Source organism: Nostoc sp. FACHB-190 (assembly GCF_014696905.1).
GTDB lineage: Bacteria > Cyanobacteriota > Cyanobacteriia > Cyanobacteriales > Nostocaceae > Nostoc_B.
Window position 1 is genome coordinate 131885 of sequence record NZ_JACJQW010000002.1, and the last position, 25878, is coordinate 157762.

The following is a 25878-nucleotide window of genomic DNA, read 5'->3' on the forward strand; positions in this document are numbered from 1 at the left end:
CCATCGCGTCTCAGCTATGTCCACAATTGTATCTTGCTTGCTGCATTAATCTGAATATACCCATACAGACATATCTGAACTGCCCCAATATCAGCAATTAGATACATTGGGCTGGGATGTGTCTGAATGTTTTAATTGGATTAAACAACTCCCAGCGAAAATTATGGACAATACATTAGTCGATAAAACCTTCCGTGATCGCAATGGTAATATTGTCATTGCTCAAATGCCAAACTTACCTCTGATTGTGTGGTTTGTCACAAGTATATTGTCGCTAATTTTTTCGACTGGGAAAATCCATCTAGTGTTTGATACCCTGGCGACTGGCTCTTTGTTTACTTGGGCTTGGCTAGAATTGTTTGAAGGTGTAAATTATTTTCGCAGAGCTTTAGGACTTGTTGTCTTGCTTGGTATTGTTGCATTCAAAGTTCAGAATCAGTTTGGCTTAGTTTGAACAAACACTTTTTACTTTTTACCGTACTGAGTGCTGAGTAAGAAAAAGAGGAAGGAAGCACTTTCGCACTCGGTAAATTCCCCGTCCCTTGTGGGTGGAATCTTATAATCAGGAGAAGGTTGATACCACGATGAATTGTGGACGGTCTTTCAACTCAGCACTCAGCACTTTCAACTCAGCACTCTTCACTTTTTAAGATGCTATCTGAATGCCGTGTGTAATGGTACGAGTCACAAACAATTCTAAATCTTCGTCGGGAATTGCTTCTCTGATAAATTGTTTGACTGCTTGTGCTTCGGGTTCCGACTCGACAATTGCAAACACACTCGGCCCAGAACCAGACATCATAGTTCCGAGAACTCCTGGTTGAGTTGCAAACAGTTCTCGCAGTTGCATGACTTGAGAATAAGCAGGTAAAACTACACGCTCTAAATCATTGTGCAGTTTTTGAGCAATTTCTGTTGCATCTTTACGAACTATTGCTTGGACTATTTCACCGGAATGAACTGCGGCTGCACGCGCGGCTAAATCTTCGGTGTCTTTGAGATATGTATGACCAAATTCTTGACGATAGGTTTTGTATGCCCAAGGGGTAGATACTTCTAGGCTACGATATTTCGCCAATACTATATATATATGATCTAAATTTGGCAGTGGTGCGAGTTGTTCTCCTCTACCTGTAGCGATCGCTGTTCCACCTGCGACACAAAATGGTATATCTGAACCTAAAGTAGCACCCAACTCTTCAATTTCGGTTTGAGTCAGTCCCAAGTTCCACAATAAATCTATCCCGACTAATACCGCCGCCGCGTTTGTGGAACCTCCCGCCAACCCAGCCGCGACGGGAATATTTTTCTCTAATGTAATTTCCACTCCCCCATGTTTCGCCGCCGCTTCAGGAAATTGTTTGGTCATTAATTCGGCGGCGCGATAGACGAGATTAGTTTTATCGGTGGGGACTTGGGGATGGTTACAGTGGACGCGAATAATTTGTTCACTGATGGCGCGGACAGAAATTTTGTCGGCGAGGTCGATGCTTTGCAATATCATGACTAACTCATGATAACCATCAGCGCGATCGCCAATGATTTCCAGATACAAATTAATTTTGGCAGGAGCGATGAGGGTGTAACTACGCATCTTGAGTGCTGAGTGCTGAGTTAAAAGTGCTGAGTAGGTTACTCAGAGTTACCCATTGCTGAGTGCTGATTTCTTCAGCTCTGGCTTGGGGATTTATTTCTAATTGTTCCAGTAATTGGGTCAGGCGATCGCGGTCAATTACAGATTGCAAGTTGTTCCGCAACATTTTGCGCTTTGACCCAAAACCTAACTTTATCAGATTCTCTAATCTGCGTGGGTCGTTAGCTAAAGTTTCTAGTTGACGCGGACGCAACCTAACAACAGCCGAGTCTACTTTTGGCGCTGGGTAAAATGCACTAGCCGGAACTGGACAAATTAACTCACATTCTGCTAGATACTGCACCCTAACTGATAAAGCGCCAAAGGTTTTTGACCCAGCTTTAGCATACAATCTTTCTGCTACTTCTTTTTGAATTAATAGCACTATCGAATCGAATGGTTTAGGGTTAGGATTGGCGATTGTTCCTAATAATTTTTCGATGATTGGCCCAGTAATATTGTAAGGAATATTCGCCACTACTTTATTCGCATTTTGAAATTTGGGAAACGCTGTTAAATTCGCTGCTAAATCTAACTCCAAAAAATCACCTTGTAATAATAAAAAATTCTCTTTACTTCCTAATTCTTTGACTAATAACTTACATAAATCTCTATCAATTTCGACTGCTACTAAAGCTTCTACCAAAGGTAATAAACGCCGAGTCAAAATGCCTGTACCCGGCCCGATTTCCAGGATGCGGTCATTTGTACTACAATCTGCCGCCTGCACAATTGCGTTGAGTACCTTGTCACTTTTGAGCCAATGTTGAGCAAAAACCTTGCGCGGTCGTACCATCTACTTTTCTTGTCCTGTAAAGTTTTGGGCGTTTAACGAAAAATCCATTTCTTACTTTTTGCTTACTTTTAAATGTTGTTTTTTATAACGGATAGTAGGTTTTAGATTGACATTACAAAAAAATGTGGTATTGGTTGATGTTCAAAAGCTATCTCCCGTAGGTTGGGTGGAGCGACAGCGTAACCCAACAAATGATACGCCGAAAAAGGCACAATTTCTCAACTACAAAAATGAACGCTGCAATTTAAATTTATCGTGTTGCTTTTGATATCTGTTGTGCGTCTCCAACGCCACCTACAAAGATTAATCTTTACTGCAATTTCTTTAGATGATATGAAAATACCTCTCGGTAATAAATTAGAAGCATTACAAGGTGACAGATAAGGTCAGCATAGTATTAGACTTAACAAGCAATATCGAATATGTTTTGTGTGGACAAATGAAGGAGCTTGTGAAGTAGAAATAGTAGATTATCATGATTGAGGTACATAATCATGAGAATACCTAAATATCGTCCTCCTAGTCATCCTGGAGAAATTTTACTCAAAGACTTTCCTGAACCACTAGAAATATCGCTAACTGAACTGGCTCAAGCAATGCACTTACCCAGAAAGAACAAGTTACTTGATGATTTATCTTACGAGAAATTTAGGCGATCGCACTTCATCATCACCAGTTACTCTACAGGGTATCAGCGTTCAACTTCCATATTAGCTAAATCTGCATTCGATAAAACAGGTGTACTGAAAGATCCCCGACTTCTTTGAGAAGTCGGGGATCTGAAGCATCACTAATAATCTAATGTAAAATCTCTCCGTGTTTCTACGTGATACAAAATATTTATGCGAAAATGCTAAATAAAAACCGAGCATAGATATGTCAGACACACCACCAGACAGCATTTTGATTGTCACCGACGACGTAGCGCCAATTACCATTCCTGACGGGACAAAAGGCGGAATTAACAACCCACGAGGCTGGGGAGACGAAGCCAAAGAACCTAGCAGCACAAAAGGGGATGCGGTTCCCGTCTCCGCGCAAAAATTAGAACAGAACATGACTCAGTTCTTGCAACTAGTAGGACGCTTGTTTAGTCGTGCTGAACAGCAAGCAAGTTCTAAAATGCAGCTTGAGGAAATTGAACTATCAGTAGAAATTGGTGGCGAAGGAGAAGTCAAGTTAATTGGTAGCGGTGCAAAAGCCAGTGGGAAAGGTGCGATAAAGCTGACATTCAAGCGACAAGAACCAAAGTAGCCGTCATGAACTGCGTACACGACAAAACTTTTACTCAGCACTTTTAAGTCAGATGGCGAAAAATTGGGCGATCGCAGTAGGCATTAACCAGTATGATTATCTGCAACCGCTAAATTATGCCAAGCGGGATGCAGAATTAATCCAGCAGTTTCTTCGCACCGAGGCGGGGTTTGAGAAGATATTTTTCTTCAGCGATGACTCACCTGATATTGGCGGAAAATCAACTCGTCCCACCCGTGCAAATTTGCGGCGCGTATTTTTAGAGTTATTTAATCAACCCTTCATGGGTGCAGGTGATAACTTTTGGTTCTTTTTTAGTGGACATGGGATGCGCCATGCTGAACGTGATTATCTCATGCCTTTGGATGGGAACCCCGCAGATATTGAAGAAACAGCGATACCCATTAACTTTGTCACCGAACGGTTGCGGCGTTGTGGTGCAGATAATGTTGTGTTGATTTTAGATGCTTGTCGCAGTTTGGGAACTCGTGCGGGTGAAGGTATCGGGAGACAGACGGCTGAGGAAGCACGTCAACAAGGTGTTATTAGTATATTTTCCTGTAGTCCCCAGGAATATTCTTATGAAATTGAGGCGTTGCAACAAGGTGCTTTTACTACGGCGTTATTAGAAGGGTTGGGAGTTCGGGGACAATGCGCCACTGTTGAAAGGTTAAACCAGCACCTCAATTTTCGTGTGCCGGAAATTGTGCGTCAGCATAAAAGTGCGAGGCAAACACCATATATTATTGCGGAACCTGTAAATAAATCGCACCTGATTCTTGTACCGCGATATGCAACCCTGGCTGATATTGCGACTTTGAAAATAGATGCTTATCAAGCAGAAGTCAACAGAAATTTAGATTTAGCAGAACAATTATGGATTCGCGTTTTAGCTGCTGCTTCGGGAAATGATAGAGATCCAATTGAAGCAATTAAAAGAATTGAGCGTTTACGCTGGGAACGTCCACAACAACCTTTACCACAACCTATTTCTACTGCTGAACAGTCTACTAAAGGCACATCTACTGTTGAAAGAAATTTCTTAAAAACCTTTCGATTTGAAACGGTGACGGTAGACGCAACAGGTAACATCACCAACCGCCGCAACTGCGAAGCAAAATATTTTGAAGAAGACTTGGGAAATGGTGTCACCTTAGAAATGGTGCAGATACCAGGGGGAACCTTTATGATGGGTTCACCGGAAGGGGACGGATATTCAAATGAAAAACCACAGCATGAAGTAAAAGTTCCTGGTTTTTTCATGGGGAAATATCCTATTACCCAGGCGCAGTATCAAGCCGTTATGGGTGGGAATATTTTTCAAAAAATTATAGGTAACAACAATAATCCTTCTCGATTCAAAGGCGAAAAAAGACCTGTAGAAAATGTAAGTTGGGATGATGCGGTAGAGTTTTGTAAAAAATTGAGTGACAAAACAGGACGTGAATATAGACTACCCAGTGAGGCGGAATGGGAATATGCTTGTCGTGCAAATACAAAAACGCCGTTTTATTTTGGGGAAACCATCACCCCAGAATTAGTTAACTACAACGGTGAATATCCCTACGGCGCTGCACCCAAAGGTAAAAATCGAGGGGAAACAACAAATGTCGGAATATTTCCAGCAAATCCCTTTGGTTTGTGTGATATGTGTGGTAATGTATATGAATGGTGTCAAGATGTATATAACGAAAATTACCAAGACGCACCGGAAGATGGAAGTGCGTGGTTAACTGGTAAAGATAATAACATAAAGCTGCTGCGTGGCGGTAGTTGGTTCATCAATGCCTGGTATTGCCGTTCTGCCAGCCGTCTCAGGCTTACGCGCGAGTCTCGTGACAACTATGTGGGTTTTCGTGTGGTGGCGGTTGCTGTGGCGTGAGGATTCCTTGCCCTTTGCACTCTTACCCTTTTGCTCTTTGCACTTCTTATTCTTTTCTCTTCTTCCCCGCCGTCAGGCGGTAAAAAATTTTTTCAAAATCTGGTGTCTCGATATCAAAACTATTATACACTACATTTAACTCAAATTTCTCACCTGTTGAGAATTTGGGCATGGGGCTGGTCGATTTTAGCTGCTGCGTGGCGGTAGTTGGATCAACAATGCCAGGAATTGCCGTTCTGCCAACCGTAACAGGAATACGCGCGAGAATCGTAACAACAATGTGGGTTTTCGTGTGGTGGCGGTTGCTGTGGCGTGAGTACTCCTCAAAGTCAGAGTCGGTAAGTGGGAATTTATCGAGCGTACACCAAGGAGTCCAGACCTGAACCAGCGAGGAAGGCGACAACCTCCGAATATCAAACCGAGTCGGATAGCTTGGTAGGCTGCAAGGTCGAACAGTTGTCCAATTCAATAAGATTCTGTCATGGCGAGGCGACGAAGCGATCGCAAGAATCATAATACCAACGAGAGGATGAGATTGCTTCCCTTCGGTCGCAATGACAGCGAACTGATGATGTCATAATAGAGCGATTGCACATTCTGTCATGGCGAGGAGGAACGACGTAGGCGTAAGACTTCCCGCAGGGTAGCCATCGCCAGAATCATGAAACCAACGAGGAGATGAGATTGCTTCCCTTCGGTCGCAATGACAATGAACTGATGATGTCATAATAGAGCGATCGCATATTCTGTCATGGCGAGGTAACGTAGGCGTAAGACTTCCCGCAGGGTAGCCATCGCAATAGTCATGAAACCAACGAGAGGAGGAGATTGCTTCCCTTTGGTCGCAATGACAAATTACAATTCACTATATAAATCTTTCCATTCTTGATTAATACTATTAACTAAATCAATTTTATTTTGCCTAGAACCTGCTTTAATTTGTTTTTCCCTACTAATTGCCATATAGGCATCTTCAAATATTTCATAATAAACTAACTTATTAATATTGTATTTTTTCGTAAATCCTTCCACTAACTTTTCTTTATGTTCATACACTCTTCTTTGTAGATTGTTGGTCATTCCTGTATAAAGCACAGTGTTGTATGAATTAGTCATAATGTATATGTAATACTGTTGGGTCATTTATCATTCTCGATTGGGAAAAAATGACTATAGTACTGTGAGTGTAACTTATCTTAGTGCGATCGCCTCTCCTGTAGGTTAGCTGAAACGTAGTTTAACCCAATAAATCAAGCTGAATTTTTGTGGAGAGAGTATGGCTGAATCAATACCTCCGCCGGAATTCCCAAACAGGAATGCAAACGCCGAATCATATCTAGTGTTAGTGGTTGCTGGCGATGCAAAACAAGAGCCACTTCCCCACGATTTCCAATAATAGACTCTAAATCCTGCCAAGATAACCCACGGGATTCAAGATAATATAAGATTGCCTCAATCGGGTCTGGTGGAATGATGGGATAATGTTGCTGTTCATAAACTTCCACCAAAGTTGTTAAAACTTCCAAGCGATCGCATTCTGGTGTATTCTGTTGGGCATCAAATAGCCGTGCAATTTCATCAAGCACTGCACGATAATCAGCTTCATTTCGGATAGGGCGGAGTTCCAGCATTTACTTCACCTTTTTCCAATTATATCTGCGCCTCTCCCGTAGGTTGGGTGCAGCGACAGCGTAACCCAACAAATGATACTCCGAAAACCGCGAAATTTCTCAACTACAAAAATTAACCCTGCAATTAGTGTTGGGTTACGGCACAATTTAGATTTATCGTGTGGCTTCTGATACCTGTTGTGCGCCTCCACCCAAACTACCATCATAAATACCTACAGGTACTGGGGAATCAATCAATTCCAAAAGCTGCTTTCCCGTCCTTCACCGTAATCATCAACGTCATAGGTGCAACAGGTGAAGCAACAAAACCACATCTCTCGTAAAACTGCTTGGCTTCCTCAGACATTGCGTGAACAAGGATAGCTCTAATTCCCGCAATATTAGCAGCTTGTAATGTCCGAATTACTGCATCACGCACTAAAGCTCGACCAATTCCTTTTCCTTGCCAGTTAGAGTCTACAGCAAGCCTGCCTATTACCATCACAGGAATTGTATTTGGCATATTGCGTCTAACTTTCCCTGGTGCAGTGGTATTCAATACACTACCATTAGCGAGACAATAATAAGCAATAACTTTTTGCTCAATTGTGACAACATAAGTTCGGGATGCACCACTAGCTTCGTTGTTTAATGCTCGTTTCTGCAACCATTCATCTAATTCTGCATTACCTGAATTAAAATCTGTTAACTTATGTTCTGGTTTAATTGGTTGGGGAGGCTGCAATATTTGATGAGATTCATTCATCCCAAGGCGCTTTTTCTGTTAGTAATTGACGTAGGTTTTCATTGACTGATGGTGGTGCATCCAAAATTGCCATAAACTCTTGGAATTTTTCATCATCTAAAACAAATAATCTGCGGTCTAATAAAATTGCTTGGGCTTCTCGACAAGCAGTTTCTAACATAAAATCCGAGCGATTTTTACCTAAAGCCTCTGCGGCTAAATCAATCAAATCTCGTTGCGCTTGGTGGGCGCGAATGTTAATGGTTATATTACGATTTTGATTTTCCATACTATAAATATATGGGTTTGTGTATACAATGTCAATACAAACAATGTGTAAGGAGAATTCAGAAATCAGGAGTCAGAATGCTGTGCGATCGCTTCTCATGTAGTAACCCAACAAAATAATACGCCGAAAACCGCAAAATTTCTCAACTACAAAAATAAGTGTTGGGTGGAAACGCAATTTTTATCTTGTGCGCCTCCACCCATAAAAGTAAAGCAGAATCAAAAATATAGCGGTAGTTAGAGATGTTAGGACAATTTCAAAGCTTGAGTGTCAGGAATAGTAAGACTTTTCCTCCTGCCTCCTGCCTCCTGCCTCCTGCCTTCTGCTATAACTAAAGCACGATGTCTTCGCCCTTCTCTGTAAAGCGCACATCTTTAATTTTCCATTGAGAATTACTCATCAAAGTTTTGCGGACACTTCCAAATAAAGCAAACTGTTCGCAGCTAGAAAGTGAAGCTATTTGGCGCTTAGACTGGGGAGATAAACGCAAATCAACAGTAGCTACCCCATTTCGCACATTCACCCGATAACCAGACAAACTAAAGTCGGCGGTGTCTCGTTCTTGGACAATTTTACCAATGGCGCTGGATACAGGTTCGGTGGCTGACACTTCCACCTTTTGGGGAATAAATTCTTGACATTGAACATCACTGGTGTAGAGGGTAACTTTGACAGTGTTACTTGTCTCGGTTTTAGGCGCTGCTTCCAATGGCTCAACTTTTGTATTGCGGGGAGTAGCTTTAACAGTGTTACTTGTCTCAGTTTTTGGTGTTGCTTCCAATGGCTCAATTTTGGGATTTTTGTCTCGTAGTTGAGCCATACTAGGGCTTTGGCTAGGAATTGGACTAGGTTGAGCGGCCGTTGTTGGGGCTTGGTCATCAATTTTGCTGGCTGTTGGTGTAGGATTAGAACTACAACTGCCCAGACTGGCTGCGATCGCCACAACAATTAATGGAATTAAATATCTTTGACTCATAGTTGTACTGCCATACTCTCTTGTTTAACTTCAGTGTCATTGGTATCAATTCCGTATAAATTTGCCAATAGTATTACTTTAATTCTTATACTCTGATTACTTATCTTCAAATTAGATCATCATGCCCAGTAACGCCACCAGCACCTACGACCCCCGTAAAGCTGAATGGGAGAGTATCACAATTGACCAATGGGAACCCTCTAAATGGAAGCAGTGGAAAGCCAAACACCCTGCATCAGATGAATTTGCCAAAATTGAACGAGAATATTTAAGAATTAAATATGCCATTCAGCAAGCTAACTCAGCATTAAACTTAGAAAAAGTTAAAGTCAAACTGAAATTAACCAGTCATAAAACCATCGGCTTACAAGGGACATTTCCTTGTAGACCAGGTGACATTGGTAAACAAGGTAGTCCTAACAAACAATATACCATTTCTTGTGGATTTGCTGCCAATGATACCGGGCTGAAAATGGCAGTTTTAAAGGCGCGAGAACTAGACTTATTATTAATCACTAAACAATTTCAATGGACTGCTGAACTACTGGGTAAACAAGCCCAAAAAATTGAACCCACAGCCCCAGAAAAATCTACCAAACTCATCAGTGAATTAATTCAAGAATACGAGCGCCAATTTTGGAAAACTCATGAAAAAAACCGCCAAGGCATCCGCACCTGGGAAACTCATTATCTGCGTCATCTTAAAAAATTACCCCCAGATATTCCCATGTCTGCCCAAGCATTAGAAGCAGCATTAGAAAAGACTAAACCTAACACCTCATCGCGCTTTTTCTTAGTTTGGCAATTGAAAAAGTTTTGTGAGTTTTGCGGAATTACCAACTTTGCCACAATTTATAGTTACGCCACCCCCAAACCCCATCCCACACTGCGAAAAGTCCCCACCGATGAAGAGATTATTCAGGGATTTATCAAAATTGGTAGCCCATTATCAGTATATGCCAGTAAAGAGAATTTGACAGAACCAGAACAATGGCAATGGGCTTATGGGATGTTAGCTACCTATGGTTTAAGACCCCATGAATTATTTGCTGTTGATATAGATGCTTTTATGGATACAGCTAACACCTTTCATTTAGTAAAATTAAATCCTAGCTTGACTGACGGGACAAAAACTGGTGAACGCAGTTGTGGTATTCCCCCCCTACATCCCCATTGGGTAGAATTGTTTGATTTAAAAAATATTAAATTGCCTTGTCATACAGGTACTTTGAATAATAAAACTGCCAAACTGCAAGTTAGATTTAGAAATGCCGAGGTCGGATTTAAACCTTACGATTTGCGTCATGCCTATGCAATTCGCGGTCATCGTTTAAGAGTGCCAATCAAAACAATGGCTGATTACATGGGGCATACAGTCCAAGAGCATACAAAAACTTATCAACGTTGGATGAATGAAGATGCAAATTTAGCGATTTATCAAGAAGTTGTCATTCATCGACAAGGTACAACTAAAGAAGCTTTACAAGAAAGAATTAAAGAACTAGAAGCAGAAAACACAGCCTTGAAAGCTGAAAATGCCACCCTCAAAGGTTTATTGATTAAGCATCAATTGGGTGAATTGCTAAATCAAGAAATATAAGACGAAATTTCATCTTAGAAAGACTCAGATCCCCGACTTCTTCAAGAAATCGGGGATCTTGTTCTTGTTTGACTGAGATTGGGAAACATATAAGTTAAGTGCAATTCAGTTCCCTAACAGGCAAGTAACAAAACTATGGCTGGTAATCTGATAACTGTAGATAAAAATACTTACGACTCCTTGCAAAAAGAACTCAAGGAGTTGCGTCAGCTAGTTGTCCAGTATCAGCAAACCAACTTACATCCAGAAATTGCCTTAGAAAATAGCGACAGGTGCTTCAAAAATATTGCAGATAACCTATCTGGGGCAATTTTTCAATTCACGAACTGTAATGGTGTTTGGAAAGTAGACTATGTGAGCGATTTTATTTGGCAGCTTGCAGGTATCACAACCGCCACAGTGATGGAGGATATTAATAGCTTTTTTGCCTGTGTCTATCCAGAAGATTTTGATAGTTTTATCGCTTCAGCAACAACAGCCGTAGACAATTCTATCCCTTGGCACTACGAAGGGCGTTTGGTGAAACCCAATGGGGAAATTCGCTGGTTTCAAGGCGAATCAACACCCATACACCATGACGAAAACGAGATTATTTTCTGTGGTGTCCTTTTGGATATTACAGAACGCAAACAAGCAGAAGCCGCCCTCAAACAACTCAATGAAGAATTAGAAGCACAAGTCGATGAACGTACCGCCGCTTTACGTCAAAGTGAAGCTAGATTCCAAAAGCTGGCTGATAGTATACCGGGGATGTTGTATGAATTTCGGCTTGATGCTGATGGTAGTATATCTTTCCCCTTTGTGTCTTCGGGATGTCGTGAAATTGTGGGGGTAGAACCAGAACAACTTGAAAAAGATGCAACCTTGGGATTTGCAGATGTCCATCCTGATGATTTGGCTGGGTTGCAAGCTGCAATTATGCAATCTGCCCAAACTCTGCAAAAATTTCACCATAAATGGCGGGCTGGTCATATTTTTGGTCAACAGAAATGGGTTCGTGCTTCATCTCGACCAGAATTGCAAGCAGACGGAGCGATTATTTGGTATGGTTACTTGGCTGATATTACCGAAGCTCAACAAACCGAACAACAATTCAAAGAACAAGCCCAGTTTCTGCAAAGCATCTGGGAAGGTGTAGATTATGGTATCTGCGTTTTAGATGTTTTAGATAACGGTACGGAGTTTCGCTACGTTAAATTGAATCCTGCCATTCTTAACCTTAGTTCGATATCTCTGGAACCTTTGCTCGGAAAAACAATGGCAGAAGGGCTAAGTCCTGAGATGGCAGATTATTATCGTCAGTACTACAGAAAATGTGTCCAATCTCGCAAGACAATATTTTTTGAAGAATCTTTTGTAATCAATGAACAAGAAATTTGGTGGTTGTTAAATGTTACACCTCTTTTTGATAGTGAATCGCAAATAATTCAACTAGTTGTCACTATTACTGATATTACAGAACGTAAGCAAGCTGAGAAAGAACGTCAATTGTTTGTTTCTTTGATTGAAAATAGCGATGACTTCATTGGTTTAGCTTCTCTAGACAGAAAACTACTTTTTTTGAACGAAGCCGGACGAAAGCTGGTGGGATTGGACAATCAAGAAATTAGTAAAGACTTTAACGCTAATGAATTCTTTTGTCTGGAAGATAGAGAAGATTTACGACAACGGATTATTCCTACGGTGATGGAAAGTGGTAGATGGCAAGGTGAATATCGTTTCCGACATTTTCAAAACCAAGAACCAATTTTGGTTGATTACAGCATATTTGTCATCAAAAACCATGATACTGGTGAACCTGTGTGCATGGCAACGATTACCCGTGATATCCGCGATCGCAAACAAGCAGAAGCTCAATTACAACAACAAGAACAATTTTTACGCACCATTTATGATGGGTTTCCCCACTTCATCTTTGTTGTCGATGTTTTAGAAAATGGAGAATTTCGATTTGCTGGATGTAATACAGCAGCAGAAAAAATGGTTGGCATTAATCATGACAAGATAGTTGGTAAAACTCCCAAAGAGTTACATGGTGAAGTTGAAGGTGCAGTTATAACTCAGCGTTATCAAAGCTGTGTAAATATTGGTGATAGAATTGAATATGAAGAATGTTTAACTTTTGATGGTCTAGAAACTTGGTGGTTGACTACTTTAAATCCCTTAAAGAATAGTGAAGGGATAATTTATCGGATTGTTGGCTCAACTTTAAATATTACAGCCCGCAAAAAAGCAGAAGCAGAACTGCAAGCTAGTCAACATTTTATTCAACGCATTGCTGATTCTTCACCTCATTTACTATTCATTTTCGATTTAGAAGAACAACGCAATGTCTATGCTAATAAAGAAATTGCTATTGTGCTTGGTTACTCTATCGAAACTATTCAAGAAATGGGAGATAGCCTAGTTCCTACTGTTGTTCATCCTGATGACTTAGCGATAGTCATCCAAAATCATCAACAAATAGTTAATGCTAAGGATGGGGATATTTTTGAGGTTGAGTTTCGGATAAAAAGACAAAATGGTGAATGGTCTTGGTTCTACACAAGAGAAACTCCATTTACTCGCAATGCTGATGGCAAAGTTAAACAAGTATTAGGTGTATCAACTGACATTACTGAAAGCAAACAAGTATTCCTTCAATTACAACAACAAGCCCAAAATTTAGAAACCACTTTATTAGAACTGCAACGCACGCAATCTCAACTTATCCAAAGCGAAAAAATGTCTTCTTTGGGTAATATGGTTGCAGGTGTAGCCCATGAAATTAATAACCCAGTCAACTTTATTCACGCTAATCTAATTCCAGCCAGCGAATATACCCAAGATTTATTACGCTTAGTAGAACTTTATCAACAACATTTTCCTGAGCCGCCAGCAGAAATTCAAGCAGAAATCTCCCATATTGATTTGGAATTTCTCAAAACAGATTTAGTGAAACTACTTCAGTCAATGCAAGTCGGTACTCAACGCATCCGCGAAATTGTCTTATCACTGCGTAATTTCTCCCGTTTGGATGAAGCTGAATTTAAGCAAGTAGATATTCACGAAGGTATAGAAAGTACTTTAATGATTCTCCATAATCGGCTCAAATGTAAACCAAATCACCCAGAAATCATCGTTACTAAAGAATATAGTAAATTACCTCTTGTTGAGTGTTATCCTGGTCAACTCAATCAGGTATTTATGAACATCTTAAGTAATGCCATTGATGCTTTAGATGAGGCTTTTGTGGGTGAACAAGGACAAATTTGGATTCGGACTGAAGTAGTAAATATAAACAGAATAGCTATCCGTATATCAGATAATGGTTTGGGAATTACTCAACCTGTAATTGCAAAACTTTTTGACCCTTTCTTTACAACTAAAGATGTAGGTAAAGGCACAGGGTTAGGTTTATCAATTAGTTACCAAATTGTGGTAGATAGACATGGTGGCAAATTATATTGCAACTCAACACCAAAACAAGGTGCAGAATTTGTGATTGAAATTCCCATCACCCAACCCCACAATCGTAAGTAATGAATTAATCCCAAATTATTGCTAAATCTAAAATAAATCCTGGTAATATATCTTCCCCGGATAATTGTGTAGGTGCATCCAAAATTTCTACTGGTTTACCTTGATGATAAATTTCAACTTGCTTGGCTGGAGGATTAATTAACCAACCAAGTTTCACTTGATTATCCATATACTCTCGCATTTTGGCTTGGGTTTCTGCCAAGTCGTCGCTAGGAGACATCAACTCTAAAACGAAATCTGGTGCTATGGGGGGAAATTTTGCTTTTTCCTTTGGTGTTAGTGCATCCCATCTGTCTTGTTTTATCCAAGCAACATCAGGAGAACGATTTGCACCATTGGGAAGCTTAAAACAGGTGGAAGAATCAAAACATACACCTAATTTTGTCTGACGATTCCATATACCAAATTCCACAGCAATTTCAAAATTGCTTTTTCCTGTTTCTCCGCCTGTGGGTGGCATAACAGTTAACTCTCCTTTATTATTACGCTCAAATTTGACATCGGGGTTTTCTCGACACAGTTGATAAAACTGTTCGTCAGTGAGTTTAACAATGGCGTTGAGGTTGAATGTAATGGCTGTCATTGTTATATCCTAGAGTTGGTACTGGTTAGGTTAATTTAAACAGCGAGGAAAGTGATGTTACTAGAACTCAACCAACTAATTGTACCTGCTGGTCATCAGTTGTTGATTAAAAATATATCTTGGTCAACTTATAAACATATTTTGGCAGAATTAGGCGAAAATCGCAGTTCTCGCATATCTTACAGTCAAGGGGTGTTGGAAATTATGGCTCCGTTACCAGAACATGAGGTAGCTAAAGTTATGATTGGGGATTTTGTCAAAGCTTTATTAGAAGAACTCGACATTGAATTTTGGAGTTTGGGTTCTACAACTTTTGACGAAGAAAAGATGGATGCTGGAGTAGAACCAGACGATTGCTTCTACATTCAAAATGAAGCGGCTGTTAGAGGTAAGGACAGAATTGATTTAACAATTGATCCACCGCCAGATTTAGCTGTTGAAATTGATATTACATCGCGGACTCGGTTTAACAATTATGAAGTGTTAGGAGTCCCGGAATTGTGGCGATGGAGAGGTAAAAAATTAGAAATTAATGTCTTGATTAATGGTAAATATGTAACAACTAATCAAAGCTTGGCTTTTCCTAATTTACCCATCGCTCAAGTGATACCCGAATATTTACAACGGAGTAAAACTGAAGGTAGAAATACAACAATGAAAGCTTTTCGTGCTTGGATAAGAGAACAATTATAAAGGCGATCGCCTGATTATTTCCTACTATCTATAATCTCTAAAATCTGGATAATTCTTAACAAGAATTTTTGTATTTATAGTTGACAAGTATAAAATTATACCTTATTATGAAAATAATAAAGGCGATCGCACGCATCTTTGGCCGGAGGGCGATCGCCTTTATGTAAACCCCGTAATGGAGTACAAATACAATGATGGCACAATTATCAAAGTTAGAGCAGTCACCCAACCACGAAGCCACCCAACAGCCAGTTCCCCAGCGAGAACCAATCAAGCATATTTTGAGGGGTTCTGCTAAGGCTGTGATCAGTACAATTCACCATTTGCAAGTAATTGGTTACGCCAGTGTCGGAGATTGGAGTCCACTGCTACCAACCGGTAACTCAGGTGAAGTGATGAGTATTTTAATCCGGCAAATCATGATTTAATCACCATAAAGACGTTGCAATGCAACGTCTTTAAAAAAGCATTTTTAGACCCCTCTCCAAACCTCTCCCCGAAGCGGCTACGGTGTACACATAAATTTCGTGTAGTGCATCTGTCCCGCCTCGGAATGAATTCCGAGTCTCATGGCGAAAGTCATCTGAAGATGACTCAACTAAAAATGTCTTTTAGTCCACTTGAGTGGACTTTGGCTATGAGCCTGGAACTTTAGTTTTAGGCGGGATGTGGTTGAACATGAAAATTTTTGACTTGTGTGTACACAGTAGCCCCGAAGCGGAGAGAGGCTTTGATGATTGCTCCCCTTCCCTGTCTGCGACACGCTGCGCGAACGCAGGGAAGGGGTTGGGGGTTAGGTTTAAGAGAAAGTTGCACACGACGTGATCTATTTCAGCAATTTTCTAAATCTGCAATCATTCAGGCGATCGCTCTGAGACGGAAATTGCCATAATAGATTCAAGCTGATGATAAGTAAAATGATATGGCGATCGCATTAGATAAAGCTGCATCTGCAAAGATGACAATTGAGGAGTTCTTTAACTATGACGATGGCACAGATGCAATATATGAGTTTGAAGATGGAAACTTGCTGCTGATGACAGCCGAGAGTGAAATTAATCGCCGAATTGCGATGTTTCTGCTTGTCTGCTTTGTACAACTCGGTATTCCGGCTTATCGGCTATCAATGAAAACGGAAATTGTCACCACGGGTTCGCGGGTGCGTGTTCCTGACTTAATGGTGTTTTCTGAAGAGTTAGCAATGGCAATGGAGGGCGCGAAACGCTCTACAATTATGCCAGAAATGCCACCACCATTATTGGTAGTTGAAGTAGTCAGTCCTAACCAAAGCAGTCGTGATTATCGCTACAAGCGTTCTGAATATGGAGCGCGGGGTATTCCTGAGTATTGGATTGTTGATCCTATTGCTCAAAAAGTCACAGTATTGGAATGGGTAGAGGGTTTTTATGAAGAGCAAGTATATGTAGGGGATAATGCGATCGCATCACCAGTATTTCCTGATTTAAAATTGACGGCGGCTCAAGTTTTGCAAAGTTGGTAAATTGTTCCAACAACCTGCAAACTTCATGATTGCAGCAGCATTGTTAGTTTTGGTTGCTGAACTAAGCCGGAAACCATGAATTAATTCATACAGTTGTGCTAACTCAGCATCTGGAATTTGCTGAACTTCTTCTAAAACCTTCACTCTCCATTCAGAATGATTCATCAGCTTGTCTCTCCTGCATCAGTGAAAAATTATGAGAGCGATTCCACATTTAGTATATTATCGCGTCAAGGCTTAGATACCCGACTTCCATTTGCTGGGGCTAGGTGCAAAACGTGAATAATGTGCGATCGCACCTCCTAAAATGGTAGCTTGGGTAGAATGTGGCTAGATAACACCTGAATTAACTGCTAAAAATTATGAACATTCAACTCAAAGCAGAATATGAGCAATTTATCCAAAACCGAATTGCTACAGGTAGATATGAAAACGCTGAAGATGTGATTGTTAAAGCCTTAAAACTACTAGAAGAATGGGAACAGGGTTATCAGGAATGGGAAGAAGAAACTCAGCAAAAACTAGCTGCTGGACTTGCTTCTATCGAAAATGGAGATATTTTAGATAGTCAAGTGGTAATGGCGCGACTAGAAGAGAAATTACGCATAGCCCGTGAGACTCAAGGATAATGGAATACTTTATTGCCAAGGAAGCAAGCCAAGATTTAGAGGAAATTTTAGATTATTTTCTAGTTCGCAATGTCAACGCTGGCGAGAAATTTATTCGAGAATTTAATAGAAAATGCCAAAATATAGTGCAATTCCCCAATATCGGGCGAAGTTACGCCAAATTTGACCCAAGGCTGAGAGGAATACCTCTAGATGGTTACATTATCTTTTATCAAGTTTTTGAAGATAGCGTGGTAATTGTGCGGGTAGTTAGTGGTTATCGGGATTTAGAATCTATATTTTAAGAAGTCGCGGCTAGTAAATGTAGGTTGGGTGGAGGCGCACAAAGATATTGATAGCAACACAGTAAACCGAGATTACGCCGTAACCCAACTGTGTGAATTTCAATTGTTGTAGTTGAGGAATGGGGCTTTTTTGATATCATTTGTTGGGTTTGGTTTCGTTTCACCCAACCTACAGGAGATTGCGATCGTACTATAAAGTCCTCCCAACACCGCAGACAACACGAAAACCAATAGTGCCGTAGATGTTGCGCTCTGCCCTAAAGTTGTAGTTACGGGACGCAAAACGGCAGTACTTAGGATCGTTGTACCAGGAACCGCCCCGCAAGCATATTCTACTGCCTGATGCTTTAGTTAACCAAGCACTGCCATCAGTAGGTGCATTATTATAATTGTTGTGCCACTCATCCTGACACCATTCCCATACATTACCACACATATCGTATAAACCAAAGGGGTTTGCCGGAAATTTCCCTACTTCTGTTGTCTGCTCTCGAAATTCACCCTTGGGAGCAGAATCATAAGTGTGATTTCCGTTGTAATTTGCTAAATCTGTCGTAATCGTTTCGCCAAAGTAAAACGGCGTAGTTGTTCCCGCACGACAAGCATATTCCCATTCCGCCTCACTGGGTAAGCGATATATCTTACCAGTCTTTTTCGACAATCGAACGCAAAACTCCACCGCATCATCCCAAGAAACACACTCTACAGGACGATTAGCACCCTTAAAAAGGGATGGGTCGGAATCTAAATCAATATTTACCTTATCAAGAGCCGCAACGGCTTGCCATTGAGCTTGTGTAACGGGAAATTTCCCCATAAAAAAGGGTGGAACAGCGACGTTATGCTGTGGACTTTCAGAGTCACTTCGTCCTTCCTCACTCTCTGGCGAACCCATGAGGAATGTACCACCAGGAATTGCAACCATATCTAGAATTACGCCATTACCCAAATCTTCAGCAAAATACTCGGCGCGTCCCTGGCTGCGGTTGATGATTTGTCCTTTAGCGTCCACCTTTACTATTTCAAATTCAAACTGGTTTTGTCCAATAATGCGTTTTTTTATCGGTGCGACATCTTCATCTCGCAAACCTAAATGTTGCTGATAATCTCTTAAATCGTTGAGCGTTCTTTCACTTAGGGTTGGTTCAATTTCAACTGTTTCAACCAGCGTTGCTGCATATTCTTCTAATTTGCGTTGATATTCCAGATATGGTTTTTTAACTTCCGCTTCAATTGCATCAACCACATCAGCATCAAGCTGTAACTGGAGACGTAATGAGTTTAACAAGCGACGAGCAGGAATAGAAAACTTACCGCGATAAATGCGGCGTTCAACTTCCTTACGATACTTCAACTTAGGATCATCCTTGGGTGACTTCGCCAGAAAAATCCGAAAACCATCCTTAAAAGGATAAAACTCCGGTGTCATCGCGGGTGATGCTTCTTGGACTTTGGTTTTGGTGTAGTCATGCAACTCATCCACCGCAATTAAACCATCGCCATCTTTATCGGCTGCACCTTTTTCTATGCCTTCTACTAAATATTGAGTGTAAATTGACAAGTCTAAATCATCAGATGCAAAGGCATATTGTGTAGAAGTGGAAGCCGTGAGAATTGCTGTCCCTTCACCGCCTAATTGCTGTTGTAGGTCAATTGTACCGCTATCTTTAGCTGTCAAACCTTTGGCAAAAGCACCACTAAAGCAGCAATCTAAAATTACTACCCTGCGCTTAGATTTACTCTCATTCATCAATTTGTGTACACTTGTGGCAGCTACGGCTGTGAATGGCAGCAGTTTATTTTGATTTTTTTGAGTTTCGCAAGTCGAGAAGTAAAAATCACCATTTTCAACCGTCACCCCATGACCAGAAAAATACAAAAGTACTAAATCATCTTTTTGACGATTAGCATACAAGTTATAAATTTCCCTTTCCAACTCCTGACGTTGGGGATTTTTCAGCACGGTGACACTATCAAAATCACCCATTTCCGGGTTCTCTAACACACGCCGCATCGCCTCCACATCTTCCACAGCCTTGGGTAGCGGTGCTAATGTTGGTTCTTGATATTCACTAATCCCAATTAGCAGTGCTACCTTAGCCATTGTTGCTGTTTGACGAGTTGTTGAGAAATTCCTGGGCTTTTTGGTAAGCAAAGTCAAATTCTTCGCGGCTGCTGGCTTCGATGTTGATTTCTCTACCGTCAGGCGCTTTCACCAAAATTTTAATTGGTTTGTTGCCAAAGCGATCGCCCAAAAACCCAAATAAAGCTTTCAAGTTTTTGGGGTTAACCTCTGCATTCAAAAACCCCAACAAAAAACCACCCAAAGCCTTAGAACCTTCTGGGACATCCGTCACCGCAACTAAATCTGCATCCTCTACCCCATCCACCTCGCGCAACTGGGGAAGCAAATTTTGTACTTGGGCTTGCAATTCTTCATCATCCAAACCCAACTCTGTCAGGGAAACAGTTACCTGCACATTAGATGTAGTTACCATATAAACCGCTTAAATATAATTTAGAATCTATTTAAACGATTGTATCGGTTATTTGAGCGATTTGAGTAAATTTGCGGTCATTCCTCTCTGCGCCTCCGTGTCTCTGCGTGAGACACAAAAAATTCAACTTCCGCAACTCTAAACTTTTTCGTCAAATACTTGCTGTCAGCTTACCAACAAGGTAATTTACAGAAGCATAGCAAAACCTGATAAACCGATGGGAAAAGGGCGATTAGAAGCATTTAGCGATGGTGTAATCGCAATCATCATCACTATTATGGTACTGGAATTAAAAGTGCGTCATGGGGCGGAAATAGGCGCACTCCGTCCACTAATTCCAATATTTCTTAGAGGATGTTTTAAAAGTCATGACTGATGTACAAATATTTCTTTACCCCACCCTAACCCTCCCCTTGTAAAGGCTACGGTGTACACACAAATCTGGGTTGAGTGCATCCATCCCGCCTCGGAATGAATTCCGAGTCTCATAGCAAAAGTCATCTTCAGATGACTCACCTAAAAATGTCTTATAGTCCACGCTTTGTGGACTTTGGCTATGAGCCTGGAACTTTAGTTCAAGGCGGGATGCGGTTTCATACAGCAAATTTTCGACTTGTGTGTACACCGTAACCTTTCCAAGGTGGGGTAAAAATGTGATTTTAATCACAGCCAATCACTTTTCAAACAACCTCTTACACAAACCCTTCATTTTTCGCCAGTTAACCAGATTGAGTTAACAGCCATTGTTCAATTAATTCCGTCACAATATCACTCATTTGCCGTTCTTGAGAGACTGCGGCGGCTTTGAGTTGGCGGTGTAATTGTTTAGGCAAATAAATAGTTGTACGGGTATAATCTGGGTCTGTGCTTTTAGTAGGAGATGTTGGTTTATCGTCAACAGTTGGCAATTTATCTCTGAGTTGACGACTACGGGCAGCATCAATTAAATCATCAAACCGACTAGTCTTTTTCTTGTTATTCATTTTAATTATTTCAATATTTCTTTTCCGGCTTCAGCGTAACACCGCCAAGCAATTTGGGCGTAAGGATCTTTAACAGCATTTACAGGAACTCCTTCTAAAGCTGCACGTTGAAATACAGCCAGTCGCCGGATTCCTGCTTGAAATATAGGTAAACCAGCACTCAATAAGGTTGTTCTCGCTTCTTCGCCTGCTTTATTCGGTAATGGTGGAATCAAGGTGAGCAAAATTCGGTAGTTGGTTTTGAGTTTTTGCAATGACTCTACCATTTGTAATGTTGCGGCTAGTGCGATCGCATCGGGAGTTGTTGGTATAACTAATAAATCACAACCTTTCGCTAGGGTTTTTAATTCATCTGCATCCGGTTTGGCTGGGGTATCTATTACTATATGTTCATAAAGTTTAGCCAAACTCACTGCTTGCGCTTCATCTGCAACTTTAAACGGTAAACAACCCCGGTTAGACCAATCTAAAGCACTACGGTTTAAATCTCCATCTACCAATAGTGTGTCAGCTTTGTTTTGCAAGTATGTAGCTAAATGCAACGCTGTTGTTGATTTACCTACCCCTCCTTTAAATGCGGCTACGGTGATGATCATTTTATTTACCTGCCAAGATTTTACACAATTCAAACATTTAAACATCTGAATAGCAAAATGTCTAAACATTTAGATGCTTAGTAGATAAGATATTTGTATATAAAATATTAATATACTAACCAAAAGTACATAAACTATTAGACATCAAAATTATATAAGTAAAGTGAGAGATAAAAGTATTTATAATTACCAGTGGTTGTTATATGTTAAAATAGTACAAAAGTACTTTTGCAGTAATAAAATCTGCTCAGGTTAATAGATGGACAGGTGTACCGAAACGTTTTAGAATTTGTCTCATAAGAGTAAATCTACTTACTGCACCATCAACCCCAGCATAGTAAAGATTTTCTAGTGATTCTGCTTGTCTGTAGAATCATTCTATTAAGATAGGAAAGTCTTTTATAGAGGGTAGTAGACAATGGATGTCAAACTAATCCTGGCTGGATTAACAGTAGTGTTTAGTGTTGCGTGCCTATTTTTTGGTACGAAAAATGGATTTTATGATTCAGAGAACTATCATGGCAATGGCTCTGCACATTAACTAGCAGTCATAAACGAAAAAGAAACCGGAGACTGATGAGTAATCTTGTTACTCAGCACTCAGAACTTTTTCAAGGTAAATCATGCCTAACTTTTGCAAACCAATCTAGGTTTGTCAAAGGCGTTCTCTCCAATCAAAAATCCTTAATTTCAGGGTATATGGGCGCAGTCCAAAACTTAGCCCTGTGTCACAAAAGCAAAATCTCCAAAACTCAAGCTTTTGCGATGGGTCAAAGGTGATTAGGTTGGAGGGGGGAAAGCATGAGGGATAATCTGTCGGCATCCTCTCGCTTTGATACTGAGGAAACAAATGTTGAATTAAACTGTTTTCCTTATAGTGTCCAGCATAATGATGAGGGTGTATGTTTACTGGTCAAAATGGGGCCGCATCGCATTCTGCTAGATTGTGGAATGGAGGATATTGCGTCACTGCAAAAGGGGTTAACCAAGTCACCACGGCGAGGAAGTTCACCCTTACCCGCAGATGTTGTATTGATCAGTCATGCTCACCCAGATCATGCTAGAGGTGTGTTGGCATTACATAAAGCTTTCCCGCTTTTACCCATATATGCCAGTGAAGTCACTACAAAATTATTGCCATTAAACTGGCCAGAACAAAACCTCAAAGATACTCCCCAATTGTGTCATGCGCTGCCGTTGCGATCGCCCGTAGAATTGCAAGAAGGTTTAGTCGTAGAGTTATTTCCCGCCGGACACTTACCGGGGGCTGTAGCAATTTTACTCACCTACACCACCGAACATCGCGCTTATAAAGTACTCTACACAGGTGACTTTTTCCTCTCCAATTCCCGCTTAGTTGAAGGTTTGCGCTTAGAAGAACTGCGGGGATTAGATGTGAATGTGTTAATCATTGAAGGTACTTACGGGACATCACGTCATCCCCACCGCCGCAACCAAGAAAACCAACTAGCGGAAAGAATTAATCGCGCCATAGCAGACTCTCACACTGTACTTCTCCCCACACCCGCATTAGGTTTAGGACAAGAACTATTAATGCTACTGCGGAGTCATCATCACTTCACTGGGCGAGATTTAGACATTTGGGTAGATGGTACTGTAGCTCAAGGTTGCGATGCTTATTTAGAACTCTTACCTTATCTTCCTCCCTCTGTGCAGAACTTTGCCCGCCATCAACCCTTATTTTGGGATGAACGGGTACGTCCGCGAGTCCGGCGCTTGCAACCAGAACAACGCGCTGTTGTGGGGAAGTCACCCTGTATTGTGCTTACAGACTCCAATACTGATTTAAGTGAATATTGTCAACCCAATACAGGCCCTTGGCTGATTCTGGTACCAGAAAAAATTGATATAAAAATTAACAAACAAAACTTAACTTCTACCACTGCGGAAAGTTACTTGCTGGCTCAACATAGTGATGGCCCTGGTACAACTCAGTTAATTCACAACTTGCGCCCCCAGCATGTCTTATTCGTTCATGGTTCAGCAGCTTACTTAGCTGATCTCACAAGCTTAGAGGAATTGCAAAACCGCTATCACGTCCACTCACCAGCAGCTAACACCTTAGTAGAACTACCAATTGGGGAAACATTTGTTCAACCAGCCGCACCTGAAACGAACTACGAAGGTGAACTGACAGAATTAGCCACAGTCATCACCATTACTTTACCCGAAGCGATTACCGAAGACCCGCGTTGGCGGGAGTTTGCCGATACAGGCTTAATTGAAGCGCGTTGGCAAGGAGAAGAAATTGTCTTACGTGGATTATCCCAAAGAGAATTACTAAATCAAAGTGGCGATCGCTATACTTTATCAGATATTGATTGCTGTGGTACTTGCCGACATCAAAGGGGACAGCGTTGTTGGAACCCTGTCTCACCCTTATATAACTTTAAAGTCACCCTGGAAGGTTACTGTCCCGCTTTTGAACGCCCATCAACAACCGAGTCCTGAGTCAAGAGAAATTAATCTCTTTCACCCAGGACTTAGGACTGTGCTTTTGGTTAATCAGGGTTGGAGTCGGTAAAACGATTACGGATGCGTTCAGCTTCAGGACAATCTTCAGTTAAGAGAGGTTCGACATTACCCCTTGGTACGGAAGCTAACTTTTGAGTGACAGCGCCAATACTTTCGAGGCGAACCATTTCTTCCCAAGAACAAACTTCGTCTTCCTCATCCGTTTCATAGCGTAGCGTCACCAAATCTCCCTCTATGTCGATGATGCGGGCTCGTTCGATCCAGCGTTGCTGGTCCCGCAAGAAAACACATACCTCCCGCCCATCGCAACACAGTTGATAAATCTTGCGGTGTAGCATGTACTGCTTCTGCCTTTTTAAACAACGTACGTTAAACCTGAAAAAATTTGGGTGTTACCCCAAGAGTTTACATCCCTAGAAAAAGTGAGTGTCACGGTTAAGAATGTAGTGCCTTTAATGACCATCTAGGTAAATTTTAGGTCATAAACCAGTAGCTACTGCACCCGTTAAACACAATCTCCTTCAGGGTTGTAAGAGAGAATGTCTACTTCAGAGAAGTCACACAATCCGGGATTTGTCCTAACCAGTTTAATAGCTGCTGGTGAGTCTTTCCTATCATTATGTAATAATAAATACTCCAAAACAAGCGGTGATTGCGGTTGTTTAAGTTGCCTACTTGTAGTCATGGGCATTACTAGGAAGTCTGGGGAATCTGCTGTACTTTTACCCCTGTGTATTTGATCTTAACTCATTATTTTGCTTGCCTTCATGGTTTTCAACAACAACATCTTAATGAGTTTTAAATTTTTAGGTTGTTACCGGGGAAATTCCATACTATGAAATGGGGTGTTAGGGTGTCTGGGTAGAGAGGTGTAAGGGTTTTGCTTACCTACATTATTCCTCAAACCCCTCGTTTTAATTGGATTTGTACTGGGTAAGAAATTCTATCAGTCGCGCTGAAGAACCTTCTCGCTTGATTTTACCTGCTTGAACCGCATCATATAGGTCTGCCAACACTAACAAGTCTTCAGACTGATAGCATTTAGTCGCTAGGACTTGATGGAGCAGACCCTCCGATTCAACACTAAGATATCCAGTTTGAAAAGCAGATTCCACGAGTGCGCGAATCATTGTAATTAGGGCATCATCAGCAACTTAATATATCTAGTGTGGAATATTTCGCGTTCAGATTGATTGATATCACACCGTAGATGCTTGTGATTTTAGTTACACAAAAACTGTGATTTAAGTCACATTTTGTTGTGATCACAGTAATTTCCGATAATAAAACTATCAGTACAAACCCCAA

General features: G+C 41.0%; 34 protein-coding genes. 17 read left to right on the forward strand and 17 right to left on the reverse strand.

The annotated features are described in order from the left end of the window. Positions 1–163: 163 nt before the first annotated feature. A complete protein-coding gene (locus H6G28_RS03495; protein WP_190590235.1) occupies positions 164–454 on the forward strand; it encodes a hypothetical protein in 291 nt (96 codons plus the stop codon). 192 nt (positions 455–646) lie between these two features. On the opposite strand, the gene ispE is transcribed toward H6G28_RS03495, so the two are convergent. After that, positions 647–1594, reverse strand: a complete 948-nt coding sequence (gene ispE, locus H6G28_RS03500; RefSeq protein WP_190668999.1) for a 4-(cytidine 5'-diphospho)-2-C-methyl-D-erythritol kinase — start codon at positions 1592–1594, stop codon at positions 647–649. Continuing rightward, a complete protein-coding gene (gene rsmA / locus H6G28_RS03505) occupies positions 1587–2429 on the reverse strand; it encodes a 16S rRNA (adenine(1518)-N(6)/adenine(1519)-N(6))-dimethyltransferase RsmA (RefSeq protein ID WP_190669002.1) in 843 nt (280 codons plus the stop codon). Before rsmA ends, ispE begins: the two co-directional genes overlap by 8 nt. A gap of 255 nt (positions 2430–2684) precedes the next feature. Between rsmA and H6G28_RS37265 the strand changes: the two genes are divergently transcribed. The 4 genes from H6G28_RS37265 to H6G28_RS03525 all read left to right on the forward strand — a co-directional run bounded on the left by H6G28_RS37265 (position 2685) and on the right by H6G28_RS03525 (position 5565). Beyond that, entirely contained in the window at positions 2685–2813 is a 129-nt protein-coding gene (locus H6G28_RS37265; protein ID WP_277883216.1) for a hypothetical protein, read from the forward strand. Positions 2814–2923: 110 nt separating this feature from the next. Next, entirely contained in the window at positions 2924–3196 is a 273-nt protein-coding gene (locus tag H6G28_RS03515) for a helix-turn-helix domain-containing protein (protein ID WP_190669004.1), read from the forward strand. A 109-nt stretch (positions 3197–3305) separates the two neighbouring features. Then, on the forward strand, positions 3306–3683 hold the full coding sequence (locus H6G28_RS03520) for a Pepco domain-containing protein (protein WP_190669006.1): 378 nt from the start codon (positions 3306–3308) through the stop codon (positions 3681–3683). Positions 3684–3735: 52 nt separating this feature from the next. Next, a complete protein-coding gene (locus tag H6G28_RS03525; protein WP_190669008.1) occupies positions 3736–5565 on the forward strand; it encodes an SUMF1/EgtB/PvdO family nonheme iron enzyme in 1830 nt (609 codons plus the stop codon). 46 nt (positions 5566–5611) lie between these two features. On the opposite strand, the gene H6G28_RS37920 is transcribed toward H6G28_RS03525, so the two are convergent. From H6G28_RS37920 to H6G28_RS03555, 6 genes are all read right to left on the reverse strand, one after another. Further along, positions 5612–5968 (reverse strand): hypothetical protein, encoded by a 357-nt coding sequence (locus tag H6G28_RS37920; RefSeq protein WP_524538603.1) that lies wholly within the window; start codon positions 5966–5968, stop codon positions 5612–5614. 452 nt (positions 5969–6420) lie between these two features. Beyond that, entirely contained in the window at positions 6421–6708 is a 288-nt protein-coding gene (locus H6G28_RS03535) for a GIY-YIG nuclease family protein (RefSeq protein ID WP_190669010.1), read from the reverse strand. Between the two features lie 107 nt (positions 6709–6815). Beyond that, the gene (locus tag H6G28_RS03540) at positions 6816–7196 is read right to left on the reverse strand and encodes a helix-turn-helix domain-containing protein (protein ID WP_190590243.1); all 381 of its coding nucleotides are present in this window, start codon (positions 7194–7196) and stop codon (positions 6816–6818) included. A 229-nt stretch (positions 7197–7425) separates the two neighbouring features. After that, entirely contained in the window at positions 7426–7941 is a 516-nt protein-coding gene (locus H6G28_RS03545; RefSeq protein WP_190669012.1) for a GNAT family N-acetyltransferase, read from the reverse strand. After that, on the reverse strand, positions 7934–8209 hold the full coding sequence (locus H6G28_RS03550; RefSeq protein ID WP_190590245.1) for a type II toxin-antitoxin system TacA family antitoxin: 276 nt from the start codon (positions 8207–8209) through the stop codon (positions 7934–7936). The genes H6G28_RS03545 and H6G28_RS03550 overlap by 8 nt, the downstream gene beginning before the upstream one ends. Positions 8210–8540: 331 nt before the next feature. Continuing rightward, complete coding sequence (locus tag H6G28_RS03555) at positions 8541–9185, reverse strand: sporulation/spore germination protein (RefSeq protein WP_190590246.1); 645 nt, start codon at positions 9183–9185, stop codon at positions 8541–8543. Positions 9186–9306: 121 nt separating this feature from the next. Here H6G28_RS03555 and H6G28_RS03560 point away from each other — a divergent pair, with 121 nt between their 5' ends. Both H6G28_RS03560 and H6G28_RS03565 read left to right on the forward strand, forming a co-directional pair. Beyond that, positions 9307–10785 (forward strand): integrase, encoded by a 1479-nt coding sequence (locus H6G28_RS03560; RefSeq protein WP_190669014.1) that lies wholly within the window; start codon positions 9307–9309, stop codon positions 10783–10785. A 135-nt stretch (positions 10786–10920) separates the two neighbouring features. Beyond that, the gene (locus tag H6G28_RS03565) at positions 10921–14307 is read left to right on the forward strand and encodes a PAS domain-containing sensor histidine kinase (RefSeq protein ID WP_242054443.1); all 3387 of its coding nucleotides are present in this window, start codon (positions 10921–10923) and stop codon (positions 14305–14307) included. Between the two features lie 4 nt (positions 14308–14311). On the opposite strand, the gene H6G28_RS03570 is transcribed toward H6G28_RS03565, so the two are convergent. Further along, positions 14312–14890, reverse strand: a complete 579-nt coding sequence (locus H6G28_RS03570) for a Uma2 family endonuclease (protein ID WP_190669016.1) — start codon at positions 14888–14890, stop codon at positions 14312–14314. A gap of 54 nt (positions 14891–14944) precedes the next feature. Here H6G28_RS03570 and H6G28_RS03575 point away from each other — a divergent pair, with 54 nt between their 5' ends. The 4 genes from H6G28_RS03575 to H6G28_RS03585 all read left to right on the forward strand — a co-directional run bounded on the left by H6G28_RS03575 (position 14945) and on the right by H6G28_RS03585 (position 17084). Then, on the forward strand, positions 14945–15583 hold the full coding sequence (locus H6G28_RS03575) for a Uma2 family endonuclease (protein ID WP_190669018.1): 639 nt from the start codon (positions 14945–14947) through the stop codon (positions 15581–15583). Between the two features lie 194 nt (positions 15584–15777). Next, positions 15778–16011 carry a hypothetical protein gene (locus H6G28_RS03580; RefSeq protein ID WP_242049171.1) on the forward strand — a complete coding sequence of 78 codons (234 nt, stop codon included), beginning with the start codon at positions 15778–15780 and terminating at the stop codon, positions 16009–16011. A gap of 305 nt (positions 16012–16316) precedes the next feature. Then, on the forward strand, positions 16317–16475 hold the full coding sequence (locus H6G28_RS36545) for a hypothetical protein (RefSeq protein WP_190590251.1): 159 nt from the start codon (positions 16317–16319) through the stop codon (positions 16473–16475). Between the two features lie 30 nt (positions 16476–16505). Next, a complete protein-coding gene (locus tag H6G28_RS03585) occupies positions 16506–17084 on the forward strand; it encodes a Uma2 family endonuclease (RefSeq protein WP_190669022.1) in 579 nt (192 codons plus the stop codon). Here the strand turns inward: H6G28_RS03585 and H6G28_RS03590 are convergent. Continuing rightward, positions 17046–17249 carry a hypothetical protein gene (locus H6G28_RS03590; RefSeq protein WP_190669024.1) on the reverse strand — a complete coding sequence of 68 codons (204 nt, stop codon included), beginning with the start codon at positions 17247–17249 and terminating at the stop codon, positions 17046–17048. The genes H6G28_RS03585 and H6G28_RS03590 overlap by 39 nt on opposite strands. Positions 17250–17446: 197 nt before the next feature. Between H6G28_RS03590 and H6G28_RS03595 the strand changes: the two genes are divergently transcribed. Both H6G28_RS03595 and H6G28_RS03600 read left to right on the forward strand, forming a co-directional pair. Further along, positions 17447–17713, forward strand: a complete 267-nt coding sequence (locus tag H6G28_RS03595; protein ID WP_190669026.1) for a type II toxin-antitoxin system ParD family antitoxin — start codon at positions 17447–17449, stop codon at positions 17711–17713. Further along, a complete protein-coding gene (locus H6G28_RS03600) occupies positions 17713–17997 on the forward strand; it encodes a type II toxin-antitoxin system RelE/ParE family toxin (protein ID WP_190669028.1) in 285 nt (94 codons plus the stop codon). Before H6G28_RS03595 ends, H6G28_RS03600 begins: the two co-directional genes overlap by 1 nt. A 190-nt stretch (positions 17998–18187) precedes the next feature. Here the strand turns inward: H6G28_RS03600 and H6G28_RS03605 are convergent, their stop codons facing one another. Together H6G28_RS03605 and H6G28_RS03610 are read right to left on the reverse strand one after the other, a co-directional pair. Continuing rightward, positions 18188–20101 carry a caspase, EACC1-associated type gene (locus H6G28_RS03605; RefSeq protein ID WP_190669031.1) on the reverse strand — a complete coding sequence of 638 codons (1914 nt, stop codon included), beginning with the start codon at positions 20099–20101 and terminating at the stop codon, positions 18188–18190. Further along, the gene (locus tag H6G28_RS03610; RefSeq protein WP_190590257.1) at positions 20094–20495 is read right to left on the reverse strand and encodes a sugar ABC transporter permease; all 402 of its coding nucleotides are present in this window, start codon (positions 20493–20495) and stop codon (positions 20094–20096) included. Before H6G28_RS03610 ends, H6G28_RS03605 begins: the two co-directional genes overlap by 8 nt. A 217-nt stretch (positions 20496–20712) precedes the next feature. Between H6G28_RS03610 and H6G28_RS03615 the strand changes: the two genes are divergently transcribed. Both H6G28_RS03615 and H6G28_RS37270 read left to right on the forward strand, forming a co-directional pair. Beyond that, positions 20713–20871 (forward strand): TMEM175 family protein, encoded by a 159-nt coding sequence (locus H6G28_RS03615; RefSeq protein ID WP_190669033.1) that lies wholly within the window; start codon positions 20713–20715, stop codon positions 20869–20871. 131 nt (positions 20872–21002) lie between these two features. Beyond that, positions 21003–21125, forward strand: a complete 123-nt coding sequence (locus H6G28_RS37270; protein ID WP_277877372.1) for a hypothetical protein — start codon at positions 21003–21005, stop codon at positions 21123–21125. Between the two features lie 89 nt (positions 21126–21214). Here the strand turns inward: H6G28_RS37270 and H6G28_RS03620 are convergent, their stop codons facing one another. Together H6G28_RS03620 and H6G28_RS03625 are read right to left on the reverse strand one after the other, a co-directional pair. Further along, entirely contained in the window at positions 21215–21478 is a 264-nt protein-coding gene (locus tag H6G28_RS03620) for a CopG family transcriptional regulator (protein WP_190669035.1), read from the reverse strand. A gap of 5 nt (positions 21479–21483) precedes the next feature. Then, positions 21484–22074, reverse strand: a complete 591-nt coding sequence (locus H6G28_RS03625) for a ParA family protein (RefSeq protein WP_190590261.1) — start codon at positions 22072–22074, stop codon at positions 21484–21486. A 418-nt stretch (positions 22075–22492) separates the two neighbouring features. Between H6G28_RS03625 and H6G28_RS37925 the strand changes: the two genes are divergently transcribed. Both H6G28_RS37925 and H6G28_RS03630 read left to right on the forward strand, forming a co-directional pair. Beyond that, positions 22493–22615, forward strand: coding sequence for a DUF8629 family protein (locus tag H6G28_RS37925; protein WP_524538604.1), 123 nt, complete (start codon positions 22493–22495; stop codon positions 22613–22615). Positions 22616–22875: 260 nt separating this feature from the next. Continuing rightward, positions 22876–24546 (forward strand): MBL fold metallo-hydrolase, encoded by a 1671-nt coding sequence (locus tag H6G28_RS03630; protein WP_190590262.1) that lies wholly within the window; start codon positions 22876–22878, stop codon positions 24544–24546. Between the two features lie 50 nt (positions 24547–24596). On the opposite strand, the gene H6G28_RS03635 is transcribed toward H6G28_RS03630, so the two are convergent. The 3 genes from H6G28_RS03635 to H6G28_RS03640 form a co-directional block, all read right to left on the reverse strand. After that, positions 24597–24908, reverse strand: coding sequence for a DUF6679 family protein (locus H6G28_RS03635; RefSeq protein WP_190590263.1), 312 nt, complete (start codon positions 24906–24908; stop codon positions 24597–24599). Positions 24909–25075: 167 nt separating this feature from the next. After that, a complete protein-coding gene (locus tag H6G28_RS36550) occupies positions 25076–25261 on the reverse strand; it encodes a hypothetical protein (protein ID WP_190590264.1) in 186 nt (61 codons plus the stop codon). A gap of 223 nt (positions 25262–25484) precedes the next feature. After that, the gene (locus H6G28_RS03640; RefSeq protein WP_190590265.1) at positions 25485–25700 is read right to left on the reverse strand and encodes a hypothetical protein; all 216 of its coding nucleotides are present in this window, start codon (positions 25698–25700) and stop codon (positions 25485–25487) included. Positions 25701–25878: the final 178 nt, after the last annotated feature.

Bases quoted from the DNA above. Each gene is read 5' to 3' on its own strand.
- H6G28_RS03515 (WP_190669004.1), top strand. From the start codon at position 2,924: ATGAGAATACCTAAATATCGTCCTCCTAGTCATCCTGGAGAAATTTTA.
- H6G28_RS03550 (WP_190590245.1), bottom strand. From the start codon at position 8,209: ATGGAAAATCAAAATCGTAATATAACCATTAACATTCGCGCCCACCAA.
- ispE (WP_190668999.1), bottom strand. From the start codon at position 1,594: ATGCGTAGTTACACCCTCATCGCTCCTGCCAAAATTAATTTGTATCTG.
- H6G28_RS37925 (WP_524538604.1), top strand. From the start codon at position 22,493: ATGGATGTCAAACTAATCCTGGCTGGATTAACAGTAGTGTTTAGTGTT.
- H6G28_RS03570 (WP_190669016.1), bottom strand. From the start codon at position 14,890: ATGACAGCCATTACATTCAACCTCAACGCCATTGTTAAACTCACTGAC.
- H6G28_RS03610 (WP_190590257.1), bottom strand. From the start codon at position 20,495: ATGGTAACTACATCTAATGTGCAGGTAACTGTTTCCCTGACAGAGTTG.
- H6G28_RS03540 (WP_190590243.1), bottom strand. From the start codon at position 7,196: ATGCTGGAACTCCGCCCTATCCGAAATGAAGCTGATTATCGTGCAGTG.
- H6G28_RS03585 (WP_190669022.1), top strand. From the start codon at position 16,506: ATGGCGATCGCATTAGATAAAGCTGCATCTGCAAAGATGACAATTGAG.
- H6G28_RS03555 (WP_190590246.1), bottom strand. From the start codon at position 9,185: ATGAGTCAAAGATATTTAATTCCATTAATTGTTGTGGCGATCGCAGCC.
- H6G28_RS03640 (WP_190590265.1), bottom strand. From the start codon at position 25,700: ATGATTCGCGCACTCGTGGAATCTGCTTTTCAAACTGGATATCTTAGT.
- H6G28_RS03615 (WP_190669033.1), top strand. From the start codon at position 20,713: ATGGGAAAAGGGCGATTAGAAGCATTTAGCGATGGTGTAATCGCAATC.
- H6G28_RS03545 (WP_190669012.1), bottom strand. From the start codon at position 7,941: ATGAATGAATCTCATCAAATATTGCAGCCTCCCCAACCAATTAAACCA.
- H6G28_RS03605 (WP_190669031.1), bottom strand. From the start codon at position 20,101: ATGGCTAAGGTAGCACTGCTAATTGGGATTAGTGAATATCAAGAACCA.
- H6G28_RS03565 (WP_242054443.1), top strand. From the start codon at position 10,921: ATGGCTGGTAATCTGATAACTGTAGATAAAAATACTTACGACTCCTTG.
- H6G28_RS03525 (WP_190669008.1), top strand. From the start codon at position 3,736: ATGGCGAAAAATTGGGCGATCGCAGTAGGCATTAACCAGTATGATTAT.
- H6G28_RS03630 (WP_190590262.1), top strand. From the start codon at position 22,876: ATGAGGGATAATCTGTCGGCATCCTCTCGCTTTGATACTGAGGAAACA.
- H6G28_RS03580 (WP_242049171.1), top strand. From the start codon at position 15,778: ATGGCACAATTATCAAAGTTAGAGCAGTCACCCAACCACGAAGCCACC.
- H6G28_RS03495 (WP_190590235.1), top strand. From the start codon at position 164: ATGGACAATACATTAGTCGATAAAACCTTCCGTGATCGCAATGGTAAT.
- rsmA (WP_190669002.1), bottom strand. From the start codon at position 2,429: ATGGTACGACCGCGCAAGGTTTTTGCTCAACATTGGCTCAAAAGTGAC.
- H6G28_RS03595 (WP_190669026.1), top strand. From the start codon at position 17,447: ATGAACATTCAACTCAAAGCAGAATATGAGCAATTTATCCAAAACCGA.
- H6G28_RS03635 (WP_190590263.1), bottom strand. From the start codon at position 24,908: ATGCTACACCGCAAGATTTATCAACTGTGTTGCGATGGGCGGGAGGTA.
- H6G28_RS37270 (WP_277877372.1), top strand. From the start codon at position 21,003: ATGACTCACCTAAAAATGTCTTATAGTCCACGCTTTGTGGACTTTGGC.
- H6G28_RS36545 (WP_190590251.1), top strand. From the start codon at position 16,317: ATGATTGCTCCCCTTCCCTGTCTGCGACACGCTGCGCGAACGCAGGGA.
- H6G28_RS03575 (WP_190669018.1), top strand. From the start codon at position 14,945: ATGTTACTAGAACTCAACCAACTAATTGTACCTGCTGGTCATCAGTTG.
- H6G28_RS03620 (WP_190669035.1), bottom strand. From the start codon at position 21,478: ATGAATAACAAGAAAAAGACTAGTCGGTTTGATGATTTAATTGATGCT.
- H6G28_RS03520 (WP_190669006.1), top strand. From the start codon at position 3,306: ATGTCAGACACACCACCAGACAGCATTTTGATTGTCACCGACGACGTA.
- H6G28_RS03590 (WP_190669024.1), bottom strand. From the start codon at position 17,249: ATGAATCATTCTGAATGGAGAGTGAAGGTTTTAGAAGAAGTTCAGCAA.
- H6G28_RS03625 (WP_190590261.1), bottom strand. From the start codon at position 22,074: ATGATCATCACCGTAGCCGCATTTAAAGGAGGGGTAGGTAAATCAACA.
- H6G28_RS03600 (WP_190669028.1), top strand. From the start codon at position 17,713: ATGGAATACTTTATTGCCAAGGAAGCAAGCCAAGATTTAGAGGAAATT.
- H6G28_RS03535 (WP_190669010.1), bottom strand. From the start codon at position 6,708: ATGACCCAACAGTATTACATATACATTATGACTAATTCATACAACACT.
- H6G28_RS03560 (WP_190669014.1), top strand. From the start codon at position 9,307: ATGCCCAGTAACGCCACCAGCACCTACGACCCCCGTAAAGCTGAATGG.
- H6G28_RS36550 (WP_190590264.1), bottom strand. From the start codon at position 25,261: ATGCCCATGACTACAAGTAGGCAACTTAAACAACCGCAATCACCGCTT.